Origin of the sequence: Paenibacillus xylanexedens (assembly GCF_017874615.1) — a bacterium.
GTDB classification, from domain to species: domain Bacteria; phylum Bacillota; class Bacilli; order Paenibacillales; family Paenibacillaceae; genus Paenibacillus; species Paenibacillus xylanexedens.
In genome coordinates this window covers 57,219-69,281 of the sequence record NZ_JAGIKV010000021.1, presented here as the reverse complement: position 1 = coordinate 69,281, position 12,063 = coordinate 57,219, and the positions used below count along the sequence as shown (strand labels likewise).

The following is a 12,063-nucleotide window of genomic DNA, read 5'->3' as shown; positions in this document are numbered from 1 at the left end:
GATAATTTCTGTGTCGTATAATCCTATTGAAATAGTAGGATATGTAAGTTGGATTAAATGTATCACGTTCTCACGGATTCTTCTAATGGATTTTTTCTATAAGCAGGAACAGCCGGGCTTCCTTGCATACATGTGAAGGAAATTGCCACGATTTTTATTGACCGCTGTAAAATTTAGGATTAAAATTGTGCTTATCATATAAATTCAAAATTATGGATTTTCATTGTGGAGGTGGGATACATGGAACCTACAACTACGATACGCTCATATATTGAGGACTACATCAGGAAACAGGGGTACACCCTGCAGTATTTTGCCGATATATCGGGAGTTAACGCGGGAACGCTTAGTGCAATTATTAAGGGGACTCGGCCCATCGCTATGGCGCAACTGGATCTGATTACCCAAGGCATGAAGCTGGAAGAGGGGTATTTCTACGAGATTTATGGGGCTGAATGTTTCGTGGAATCGGCACCTCATTGGAGGAGACTGGAACCATTCCTGCAACGCTGTGCTGAATTGGACAAGCTGGAATGTATTCATAAGGTTATCCAGGAAGTGACGGATGATCGCTCGTATATCTCGGAGTTGTTTGAGATGGCCGAAGGCATGCTTGAACGTGGACAGACGAAGGCTGCACGGATGTTGTACGAATGTGTGGCGGAGTGTGAGAAATACCAACATTCGGAACGTCTGGCTCTGTGCCAGTATCGCATCTTCACGCTGTCTCTAGGTCAGAATCAACATGATAACCTACGGGCCGCTGTGCACTTTGAGCCATATATTAATCGGCTGGATGAGGAACGGCAACTGGATGCGATTAAGGATTTGGGGAATACGTACTCCGCACTTCGCTATTGGGACAAGTTGTTCGCGCTTGCAGATGAATTGGGACATAAAGCGGAAATTATTCAATCGTATACTAAGAAAAAAGTTATTAAAGAAAATAGGATTACAGCGTACCCTTTATTTGTATACAGAGCTTATTCGAATTTGCTTAAAAGCAGTGCATGTGAGTGGAGAGAGATGTATAACGATGCACTGGAATATACAAATAATTATGCTTCTTTGGTTAAGATACCCAATCCTGATGATGAAGAAATGATATATATCAATATGTTCAACAGATGGGCAGAGGTTAATACTCAATTGTATAAACTGATGATGGGAAAGACAGAGGTTCTCCCGGAATATATAGCTTGGATTGAGCAGAATGAAGAGGAGACACTTACTGGTCTTGTTAAAATTATAGAAGCAGCAAATAAGTACGACTTGGATATAGATTATGTTATTTCTAAATTTGATATTTCCATTAATTCTATGTTGAATGATAGAACTTTATCAGAAGGATACAATGAACAAATGAAAAACAATCTGTACTCAAAACTCTTATTTGAGTTGGCAATGTATTATTTTAAAAGAGAACGATACATGGAAGGAATACACAAGCTTGTCACCTGTTTGAGTTCAGCCATCAAGATTAATAATTCTAATGACATAATACAATGTGTTGCTCTCTTTGAAAGGTATAGGTCTTTTGCATCTAAAGAAATAGAAGGTATCTATTATAATCTAATGGAGGAGGCTTATAGTTATTATGAAATCAAAAAAAATCATAGCTATACTTTTGTTTAGTGCTATTATTGTTAGTTTTCCCACTATACTAATTAATGTACAAGATCAAATCTATAGTCTGCTAGCACATGGTGATGGAATGTTGTAAGATACAAAAACTTAAACTACACTAATTAATAGCGGTTTATTTCCGAATGCGGAAGTAAGCCTTTTTGTGTTTTTATAGATTGACCGATGTAAAATACAGGATTAAAATAACATTTATTATATGTAATTGAATTATAAGTGATTTATGTGGCGGAGGTGTGATAGTGGAATTGGTACCTAAAATAAGAGTACTTATTGAGAAACATATGAGAGAGCAGAATCTCAAGTCGCAGCATTTTTCCGATATTACTGGAATTAATGTTGGAACTTTAAGTGCCATTCTTAAAGGCAACAGGCCAATGTCTATGAACCAACTGAATCAGATTACTTCTGTTATGGGATTAGAGAAAGGGTATTTTTATGAGAGTTATGGGGTAGAGTCCTTCATTGAATTTGCGCCTCACTGGAGACGTTTGGAACCCTACCTATACGAGTGTGCTGAACTTGGTAAGCTGGATTGCATACAACAAGTTATTACTTATGTAACGGACGATCGATCATATATTGAACAGTTATTTGAAGTAGCTGAAAGATTTTTTGCTCTAAAGGACTAAAAGAAGCAGCTCTTATTTTGTATGAATGTGTGGCAGACAGTGAGAAATATCAATACTCGGAGCGGTTGGCCTTATGCCAGTACCGCATTTTCTTGCTTAAGAAAACACTGAATAAATTGAATAATCTGAATGCCGCAGTAAAGTTTGAACCCTATATCGATAAATTAAATGAGGAAGTACAACTGGAATTAAAGATTTAGCAAACTTTTATGCAACAACCATGCTTATACCCCTTCCCTTCTACTCCAAAAATGAGCGACAATAATTACCAGTAAAGAGTTAACTTCTGCAACAAACTGTGCTAAACTGGAGATAATAAAAAAAGAGCAAGGATGCGCGAACATCCCTACTCTTTACAACAGCCGCTTCTAAGGGCGGTGGCTGTGCATAGGTAGCTGAAATAGACCATTACCTTAGCTGGGGCGGTCTATTTCTTTTTGTTTTGATTATTTAAGGCAATGACAATAGTTACAATCAGTCCAATCAAGGTTACAATGAACCCCGCAAAACTGATCATCAATGTCAATACCGTTTCAATCGCCACAGGCATCACCTCCTTTGCAGGAGACTAGCCGACCACCCATATTAGCCATTCTGTTGATAGGAATATTATACCATACTTACTATTATGGTGGATACCGTTGCAGCGATCAGAACACATCTGATTTATATGTCTAGTGATTGCAATCGACAACAGTGGGTTTACTCCATCAGTATAAGTATAATTTCAAAATAAGTGGGCCTGATAGACCATACGTTTCTTGGTTCAATATACCAACTGCAGGGGTTATTAGTTCCTTTAACCTTGAAGGCCAAGGATCTGTTTCGTTTTTTTCTCTACTCTGACCACTCAAACCAGATTGCCTTGAACAATGAACCCTATGTAGATGAAGAAATGAGTCCGGCTGAGATCAGTAACCTTTAAGTGGATCATATGAGGCGTTTATTCAAACGGGAGATGGCATCAATCCTGACTTAGCTTTTTTGAAGCAGGTAAAGTAGAGAGATATAAATTAATTTAAGTTTTATGAAACTACCTTTGTAAACGATCATTTTACCTTGCAAAGGAATATAATGTTAATTTTTTGGCAATGTATCCTAAAATATTTAAAAAAGAGGGGGTGCATGCTGTGAGTGAACCGGTACAGATCACAGATAAAATCGAACGGAACAGGCAAGAGTTGAGTCGTTTGGCGGAGAATCATGGCATGCAGGACAACCAAGTCCTCCGACAGTCCATGGTACTGGACGAGCTTATTAATGAATATAATCGATTCAAATATAAAAGCCATCTTAGGAACAGACAACCGATTGCATAATGCAGTCGGTTTTTTTGTCTAATTAGTGTTCTATAGAAATAGCGTAGTCGACTGTAGCGATACAGTCGGCTTTTTGGCGTTCACCCTGAAACCTATGCGGATAACTTGAAATTCCGTACCAATTCCAGGATTGGCAGGATAGCGGATGATCATTAAAACTGGATATGATGACCCCAGTTATATCCAGATTGATCTGTGAAGGGGGCTCATACAATGATCGGGAGAGGGAGGGATGAACGGAAATGATGGACAAGGTACGCATTTTTTTCGGAAAAAATGTAAACCTGCGCACCAAGTTGCTCCTGTTGTTCTTGGCGCTGACGTTGCTGCCGCTAAGTTTGCAGGGAGTGATGAACTACAAGCATTTCTCGCAGACGATGGATCGCAAGACCGAGCAGTTCACCATTGATATGGTTCGCCAGATTAACGCCAATCTGAATCGGCTGCTGAAGGACTTTGAGCGGTTGTCGCTCTTGCCGCTTTACGATCAGATGGTGCTTGGCATTCTGGGCAAATACAATGCTTCAATGGGGTCGGGTACATGGGCGAGGTCTGAGGATTATCTGAAAATGAAGCTCTATACATCTGGTCAAGCTTATGACCGACCCGAGATTCGGGGTATTCATCTGATCAGCAGCAGCGGCATTCTGTTCTCCAATCTCGATTCGCTGGCGGTCAAGCCGGTATGGGACAGCAGGCAGGATGACTGGTTTGCAGAGCTTGAAGACTCGGAAGGGACATGGCGCCTGCTTCCTCCGCATGACCCCGGCTATTACATGGGCGGTCAGCAAGAATCGTATATATCGGTGGGCAGAGTGCTGCGTGATCCGGGTACGCTCCAGCGATTGGGTTACATTCTGATTGACATCCGTCTGGAGGCCTTCGGCCAACTGTTATCCAATCTGAATTATGAGCAAGATGCAAGTCTGATGATTGTAGACAGCAAGCAGCGTCTTCTGTTCGAGCGGACCTCGACCGGAGGAATGTCTGCGTACGACCAGTTGCTAATGCATGGACAGATTCCAAGCTATGCAGGAAATCAAAGAGTTGTTCTGGATGAGCAGCCCTATCTCTATGTACAACATCATTCCAGTTATTCTGGACTTTCGGTGATCAGTCTTACACCTATTGCTGTGATTCAAAAGGAGTCAGGTGAGATGCTCACCTTCACAATATGGTTCGCAGTGTTATGTATGGCGGGTATAGCGATTCTGGCGGTCCTGTTATCCTATCGTATCACCCGGCCGCTGATTCGACTGAAGCACCACATGATTCGGGTGGAGCAGGGAGATTTCAGCCAGCGTGTAGCACACTTCAGCAGTGATGAATTTGGACAGATGAGCCGGGGCTTTAACCGAATGATGGAAGAGATTCATCGACTGTTCAATGAGGTGTTTCTGCTGGGCATTCAAGAGCGGGAGGCAGAGTTGTCAGCGTTGCAAAGCCAGATGAATCCCCATTTTATATACAACACGCTGGAGTCCATTAACATGATGGCCATTCGTCAGAAGCATGCTGAGGTATCGGACATGGTGACGGCGCTTGGCAAGCTGCTGCGCTATACGATTGATAAGGTGGACCGGATGGTTCCACTTGGGGAAGAACTGGCTTTTGTACAATCCTATGTACGCATTCAACAGGTACGTTACGACGGCAAGTTAGAGATTATCTATGACATCGAAGAAGCAATAACGGAGTATTTGATTCCTAAGCTGGTACTGCAACCGCTGGTGGAGAATGCAGTCTACCACGGCATTGAAGGGCAGGAAAATGGAGGAGTAATCTGGGTATCCGCTTTGAAATTCGACCAGGAGCTGCTGATTAGCGTGCGAGACAACGGTAAGGGTATGGCTCAGACAAAGATTGACGAGTTAAATGAGTCCATATCGAAACAGCCTTCCAATGAGGCATTACGTTGCCATGCCGGGGACAGTCTGGGGCTTAACAATATCGCTCAGAGGCTTCGCCTCATGTATGGAGAAGGCGGCAGCCTAAGCATTGATGGAAGTCCCGGGCAGGGACTGGTGGTCACGATATCCATTCAACTTCTACCGAAAGGGGATTGAAGCGCATGTATAAAGTATTGCTTGTAGAGGATGAGACGGTCATCCGTCAGGGACTGAGGGAGCTGATCGTACAAGTATCTTCTCAGTTTCAGGTAACGGGCGAAGCGTCGAGCGGTACCGAGGCGCTGGATTTTCTGAGATGTGAGGTACCGGATGTGTTAATCACGGATATCCGCATGCGTGAAATGGACGGATTAACTTTGGTAAGCAAAGCAAGAGACATGTACCCTGAATTGCTAATGCTCATCATTAGCGGCTATGGCGAGTTTGAATATGCACGGAGAGCGATGGAGTTCGGGGTGTTGAACTACCTGTTGAAGCCAATCGATCGCTATGAACTGGCATTATGTATACAAAAGATTCAATTGCTGCTGGATCGCAGATACGGTATTTCAACCCTTTCTACCCCTGAGCCATCTGGCAAAACAGAACACGCTGGTGGAGATACACGGAAGATTATCCGAGATGTGAAGGAGCACATCAAGCAACATCCCGATGGAGATCTGCGACTTCAGACGATGGCGGATCTTGTTAACTTGAACCCCACTTATTTAAGCCAGTTGTTCAAGAACGAAATAGGCATCAATTATTCCGAATACATCACTGAGGCACGTATGGAGCGGGCCAAGTGGTTGCTGATTAACACTGGTCTCAAAGTCTATGATGTGGCACGGTTATCCGGGCATCAGAGCCCCAAACACTTCATGCTGGTGTTCAAGCAGCAGGTGGGATGGACCGCAGGAGAATATCGAGACCGATTCAGTATCTCTTGAAAAACCATACCATTTCTGTAGTTGACGTGATTTATGAGAGAACGATGCTTTCGTTATACTTTGGTTGCACATGTATACCACGACGTCCATAAGGGGGATTTCCATGAAAAAAGCAGGACTGATACTGGTTTTTATATTCATGATGATGGCTTCAATCGCGTGCGCAAGCTCCAATTCTAACAGTGAATCTGGGAGTGCAAGCGGAGAGAATGGAGAGGTCGAGCTGAAGTTCATGATGTGGGGCAATCAGGCGCATATGGATGTATACAACAAGTTGATCGATGACTTCACAAAGGAAAATCCAGGCATCAAAGTAACGATGGAATCCGTACCTTTCGCAGAATACCAGCAAAAAATTTCGGTGCTTGCCGCCGGAGGCTCTCTTCCCGATCTCGCCTGGGTATCGGAGCGAATGGTGCCACAATTCAAGTCCAACCACATCCTGGCCGATGTATCCGAGTTCAAGGATGATGCACAGTTTAAGCTGGATGATTATATTCCAAGTACATTGGATTTGTTCCGTGATGGGGATGAACTGCTGGGACTACCTTTTTCTACACCTCCGGTGGTCATGTTTTACAATAAAACGCTGTTCGACCAAGCCGGCCTGACTGATCCAAACTCACTTGCCACCCAAGGACAATGGACATGGGAACAGTTCGAAGAGTCCGCCAAAGTCATGACCAGCAAGGATGCGACCAACCGAGTCTATGGTGCCAACTTTTTTCGCGACTGGAAGACCTGGGCGGTGCTTTCCTCCTATTCCTGGTCCAATGGGAGCGGTCCATTCGACGAAGGCATGACAACGTTCACCTGGAACGATGCCTACGGCGTACAGACCTTTGAATTACTGGAACGCATGATGTTCACCGATGAATCACACCCGAAGGCGGGCGAACAGGTCAGCTTTGATGCAGGTAATGTGGGCATGTTCTTTGATAATTACAGCTATGTTTCCAAAGCAAGAGAAATTACGGATTTTGAATGGAGCATCGCTCCTATGCCTTCCGGTTCTCAAGGCAGTGTGCCGATGCTGGGGCAGGCCGGATATGCCATGTTCAACGACAGCAAACATCCAGAGGAAACGAAGAAGCTGTTGAAGTATTTTGCCAGTGAACAGGGGATTCAAGCCACAGCCACCTACTTTGTACCTCCGCGTACCTCTGTTCTGAACTCAGATGCATTCATTCTTCAGCCGAATAACCCAAGCAAAGAGCATATCGTGCAGGCCGTCATTGATGAAATGCCAAAAGCGCGCTTAATTCCTGGTCATATCCGTTGGCAGGATATCGACAATGCGGTATTGCAGGGATTTGACCGACTGTTTGCAAAGACAGCGACAGCTGAGGATAACCTGAAACAAATGCAGGAAGAGATCCAAAGTGTGTTGCAACCCTAAATCATTTGATTGAAACCGGAGGTGAGAACGATGGGCAAATTCAAAGAATTACTTGAACGGAAACCGCTGTCGCTGGTGGTCAGCCTGCCTGAGAATGATATTGCTTTGGCTCGGGCAGCTATGGAAGAGGGCGCTGATGCACTGAAGGTGCATTATAATGTCGGTCATCGCGCCAGCGGGAATCATTTTGGTCCATTAGACATGTATGCCGAGGTGTTTCGGGCGATCCGCAGTGAGTTTGGTGGTCCGCTTGGGGTCGTACCTTCTGGCAGTATTGATGGAGCAAGGCGAGAGGATGTGGAGGGGCTTTCCGGGCTGGGTTTTGATTTCTATTCCATCTATGCACATCACTTGCCATCTTTCATGTTGAATGACTTGGGGCTGGACCCAACGTTTGCGATCAATGAAGATTATGATGCTTCCCTCGTAACATCGGCAGCGCACTTCGGCTTCACCGCTCTGGAGGCATCCATTGTACCTGGAAAAGAATATGGTACACCGCTAAGCTTCGCGGATGTACTCAAGTATCGCCGTCTGGTCTTGCAAGCCCAGGTACCGGTATTGGTTCCTTCCCAGCGAAAGCTGGTATCGGAGGATGTTCGGGTGCTGCGCGATACCGGGGTCAAAGCAATTATGCTTGGGGCGGTCGTGACTGGCAATACGGAGGAACAGCTGCGAAGGGCTGTGAACGGGTTCCGCAATGCGGTGGACAGTCTGAACCGTTCGGACTATATAAGTTGAACTAAAGAATATTTACACTTGCCACTCCGATGCCAGAACAACCTTCCGATCGCTGTTATCCCCAGATTTTTTTTGAATCCCATATATAAAGGGGAAATCCGGGGATAAAGGCGACCACTTCGCTTCTTCAGGTTTTTTCTGTCCTCTACGTTCTTGTGTAAATGTATAGTTCACCTTATATAGAATCGTCGCAGAGTTCAGCTTCGGAGGAAATTTGTTTAAAAGGGGGAGGCCTGATTTGTGAACCATTCACACAAGCGCAAAAGAGGGGGACCGCTCGCCAGAGAGGCCCAGATCGCAGGTTGGCTGTTTGTATCGCCGATGGTCCTTGGGTTTACCCTGCTGCTGTTATTTCCCATGGGTCTCGCGTTATACATGAGCCTGACCGATTGGCCGCTGCTGGGAGATCATCATTTTATTGGATTGGAGAATTACCGGAATATTATGACAGACGCGATGTTCTGGAAAGTGCTCGCCAATACAGTTTATTTCACAGCGGGGCTGGTGCCGCTTAATATTGTGCTCGCCCTGTTGCTCGCGTTGTTGCTGTCCAGAAATCTGCGGGGCATCGGAATTTTCCGAACAGCGATCTTTGTTCCGGTCATGACCTCGTTGATCGTATGGGCCATCGTGTGGAAGCTGATGTATGCGACAGAGTCTGGATTGATTAATCAGCTTCTGTTGATGCTGGGCATCAAGGGTCCGGCTTGGCTTTACAATCAGGATCTGGCAATGCCAGCGATTATCGTGACAAGTGTGCTGAAAAATGTCGGTCTGAACATGGTGCTGTTCATAGCAGCCATTCAGCAGGTACCGCGTTCGCTGTACGAAGCGGCAACATTAGACGGGGCGGGCAAAAGGGGAACCTTCTTTCACGTCACGCTGCCCATGATCACGCCAACCGTGTTTTTGACCGTAGTCATGACTGTGATTGGTTCACTCAAAGTATTCGGGCAGATCTATGTGATGACACAGGGCGGGCCGAGCAACAGCACAAAAGTATTGGTTTATTATATCTGGGAAAAAGCGTTCAAATTATTTCAGTTTGGCTACGCTTCTGCTCTCGCATATGTGCTGTTCTTTATCGTGCTAATTCTGACGCTGCTGCAATGGCAGCTCCGAAAGAGGTGGGTATTCAATGAAGGCGATGCCTAGTCCTTCGGGGCGGAAGATAGGAAGTACTCTGGGGACGTATTTGTTGCTGACTCTGATTTCCCTCATTATGATTGTGCCATTTATCTGGATGATATCGACATCATTCAAGGAACCCCAGAGCATATTCACCTATCCACCGCAGTGGATACCGGAAACATTCCGATTTCAGAACTATATCGATGTCTTTCAATTGATTCCGTTTCACCGTTTTTATTGGAACAGTATCTACATTTCTGCGTTGGTTGTGCTGGGAACAGTATTTTTTGCTTCCCTCGCTGGGTACGCATTCGCCAAAATTCCGTTTAAGGGACGTAATGTGGTATTTCTCATCCTGCTAAGTGCGATGATGATTCCCCATGAGGTGACGGCGATTCCGATGTTTCTGTTCATGCGACAACTGGGGTGGATTGATACCCATCTTCCGCTGATATTATTACCGATATTTGGCGCGGGCGGTGTATTTGGCATCTTTGTGATGCGGCAGTTCTTCATTACGGTGCCAACGGAACTAGAGGAAGCGGCGATGATTGACGGTTGCAACCGATTCCGGATATATGCGCGAATTATGCTGCCCATTGCCAAGCCGGGTATGGCTACGCTGACGATCTTTACGTTTGTGACCATCTGGAATGAGTTTTTTGATCCGTTGATCTTCATTAACTCGCGTGATCTAATGACGCTTCCGCTTGGATTATCTCTATTTACAGATGAAGTGGGTACAGCTTGGCAATATCTGATGAGCGCCACCGTCATGGCAACCTTGCCACTGTTAATTGTTTTTTTCCTGGCACAACGGCGCTTCATTGAGGGGGTTGCCATGACGGGACTGAAAGAGTAAGCCGTGTAATACGTGCAATAGAACGGAGGGAGGGACAACATTTGCGTGAACAGAAGAGTATGAAAAAGGAAGAAGCAGATGTCGTTATTGTGGGAGGGGGCCCTGCGGGTATAGCGGCAGCCATTGCGGCTGGACGGCAGGGTATACGAACAGTGCTGGTGGAGCGATATGGATTCGTAGGCGGGATGTCAACTGCCGCTATGGTCTATCCCTGGATGACTTTCCATACGGAGCGTGGGGAGCAGGTTATTAAAGGCATTGCGCAGGAGATCGTTGAACGTTTGCAGGCACGTGGCGGCTCCCCGGGACATCTGCGTGATACGGTTGGATTTGTGCATACAGTCACGCCGTACCATCCAGCCATCTTTCAAGTGGTTGCAGCAGAGATGTTGCAGGAGGCTGGCGTCCGGCTGTTATTGCACAGCTTTGTGGACGAGGTGTTCGTTGTAGATGATATGGTGAAAGCGGTGCGAGTGACCAACAAGTCTGGAAGAAAGGAGTTCCAGGCGAACGTATTCGTGGATGCAAGCGGCGATGCGGATCTGGCTTATCTAGCGGGTGCTTCTGTGGCAAAGGGACGAGACGGCGACCATCAGTCACAGCCGATGACCATGAAATTCCGCATGCGTGGTGTCGATCTTGGACGAGTGAAACAATACATGCTGGAGCACCCGGAGGATTTCTATGTGAAAACTCCCTTTGCTGAACTGGACAGCATTCCGTTAACCGGGGTGAGTGGCTTCTACTCCCAGTGGAAAAAAGCAGGTGTGCCGATTAATCGCGACCAGGTGTTATTTTTTACCGGACCGGCAGAGGATGAAGTGCTGATTAATTGTACGCGGGTGCAGGGACTTGATGCGACGGATGCCGAGGATCTGACCTCTGCGGAACAGGAAGGGCGGAAGCAGGTGCTGATGATCGCTGAGTTTTTGCAGCGTGATGTGCCTGGATTCGAACGGGCTTCGATCTCGGCAGTAGCACCGCAGATTGGTATCCGTGAATCCAGACGAATCATTGGGCATTATGCGTTGACCAAGGCTGATGTGGTTGCAGGACGAAAGTTCGACGATGTGATCGCTAGAAGCGGTTACCCGATTGATATTCATGACCCTTCGGGTCAAGGCGTTGTGGCTGCCTTTATAGAGGGAGACGGGGCATATGATATTCCGTATCGCTGTCTGATCTCTCGCAATATCCGCAATCTGCTGGCGGCAGGACGCTGCATCTCCACCACACATGAGGCGCATGCAACGACAAGGTTGACTCCAAGCTGTATGGCTACCGGGGAGGCCGCGGGAATAGCGGCTGCACTCACAGTGAAGATGAAGCTGGACCCGGTGGAACTGCCGATCGAGCTGTTACAGGCGGAATTACGTCACAACGGAGCGGCGATCTAGCAGATGAGTTGATTGTGGACGAATTGGGCGAATCGTTAATAGTGGGAGTGGGTGTTTATTTAATTCGCGGTGGTGTAAATTTTAACGAACCTGAGACGT

At 46.0% G+C, this 12,063-nt stretch carries 11 protein-coding genes; 10 read left to right on the top strand and 1 reads right to left on the bottom strand.

Annotation, left to right across the window (positions count from 1 at the left end; translation table 11 throughout):
• Positions 1-381 precede the first annotated feature (381 nt).
• Positions 382-1,635: a transcriptional regulator gene (locus tag J2Z28_RS23455; protein WP_211084495.1), complete on the top strand. Its 1,254-nt coding sequence runs from the start codon at positions 382-384 to the stop codon at positions 1,633-1,635.
• Positions 1,636-1,886: 251 nt separating this feature from the next.
• Complete coding sequence (locus J2Z28_RS23450) at positions 1,887-2,276, top strand: helix-turn-helix domain-containing protein (RefSeq protein WP_211084494.1); 390 nt, start codon at positions 1,887-1,889, stop codon at positions 2,274-2,276.
• 427 nt (positions 2,277-2,703) lie between these two features.
• Here the strand turns inward: J2Z28_RS23450 and J2Z28_RS31340 are convergent, their stop codons facing one another.
• Entirely contained in the window at positions 2,704-2,820 is a 117-nt protein-coding gene (locus J2Z28_RS31340; RefSeq protein WP_222592206.1) for a putative holin-like toxin, read from the bottom strand.
• A gap of 586 nt (positions 2,821-3,406) precedes the next feature.
• On the opposite strand from J2Z28_RS31340, the gene J2Z28_RS23445 reads away from it, so the two are divergent.
• From J2Z28_RS23445 to J2Z28_RS23410, 8 genes are all read left to right on the top strand, one after another.
• Positions 3,407-3,595: an aspartyl-phosphate phosphatase Spo0E family protein gene (locus tag J2Z28_RS23445; protein ID WP_223868875.1), complete on the top strand. Its 189-nt coding sequence runs from the start codon at positions 3,407-3,409 to the stop codon at positions 3,593-3,595.
• Between the two features lie 242 nt (positions 3,596-3,837).
• The gene (locus J2Z28_RS23440) at positions 3,838-5,661 is read left to right on the top strand and encodes a sensor histidine kinase (protein ID WP_211084493.1); all 1,824 of its coding nucleotides are present in this window, start codon (positions 3,838-3,840) and stop codon (positions 5,659-5,661) included.
• A 5-nt stretch (positions 5,662-5,666) separates the two neighbouring features.
• Positions 5,667-6,434: a response regulator transcription factor gene (locus J2Z28_RS23435; RefSeq protein ID WP_211084492.1), complete on the top strand. Its 768-nt coding sequence runs from the start codon at positions 5,667-5,669 to the stop codon at positions 6,432-6,434.
• A 103-nt stretch (positions 6,435-6,537) separates the two neighbouring features.
• Complete coding sequence (locus J2Z28_RS23430) at positions 6,538-7,833, top strand: ABC transporter substrate-binding protein (protein WP_211084491.1); 1,296 nt, start codon at positions 6,538-6,540, stop codon at positions 7,831-7,833.
• A gap of 30 nt (positions 7,834-7,863) precedes the next feature.
• Complete coding sequence (locus J2Z28_RS23425; protein WP_211084490.1) at positions 7,864-8,574, top strand: beta/alpha barrel domain-containing protein; 711 nt, start codon at positions 7,864-7,866, stop codon at positions 8,572-8,574.
• Positions 8,575-8,814: 240 nt separating this feature from the next.
• Positions 8,815-9,729, top strand: a complete 915-nt coding sequence (locus tag J2Z28_RS23420; RefSeq protein WP_211084489.1) for a carbohydrate ABC transporter permease — start codon at positions 8,815-8,817, stop codon at positions 9,727-9,729.
• Entirely contained in the window at positions 9,713-10,567 is an 855-nt protein-coding gene (locus J2Z28_RS23415) for a carbohydrate ABC transporter permease (protein ID WP_211084488.1), read from the top strand. Before J2Z28_RS23420 ends, J2Z28_RS23415 begins: the two co-directional genes overlap by 17 nt.
• A 59-nt stretch (positions 10,568-10,626) precedes the next feature.
• A complete protein-coding gene (locus tag J2Z28_RS23410; protein WP_211084548.1) occupies positions 10,627-11,964 on the top strand; it encodes an FAD-dependent oxidoreductase in 1,338 nt (445 codons plus the stop codon).
• Positions 11,965-12,063 lie beyond the last annotated feature (99 nt).

Coding starts and splice junctions, on each gene's coding strand:
- J2Z28_RS23455 (WP_211084495.1), top strand. CDS start 382: ATGGCGCAACTGGATCTGATTACCCAAGGCATGAAGCTGGAAGAGGGG.
- J2Z28_RS23440 (WP_211084493.1), top strand. CDS start 3,838: ATGATGGACAAGGTACGCATTTTTTTCGGAAAAAATGTAAACCTGCGC.
- J2Z28_RS23435 (WP_211084492.1), top strand. CDS start 5,667: ATGTATAAAGTATTGCTTGTAGAGGATGAGACGGTCATCCGTCAGGGA.
- J2Z28_RS23430 (WP_211084491.1), top strand. CDS start 6,538: ATGAAAAAAGCAGGACTGATACTGGTTTTTATATTCATGATGATGGCT.
- J2Z28_RS23425 (WP_211084490.1), top strand. CDS start 7,864: ATGGGCAAATTCAAAGAATTACTTGAACGGAAACCGCTGTCGCTGGTG.
- J2Z28_RS23415 (WP_211084488.1), top strand. CDS start 9,713: ATGAAGGCGATGCCTAGTCCTTCGGGGCGGAAGATAGGAAGTACTCTG.
- J2Z28_RS23410 (WP_211084548.1), top strand. CDS start 10,627: ATGAAAAAGGAAGAAGCAGATGTCGTTATTGTGGGAGGGGGCCCTGCG.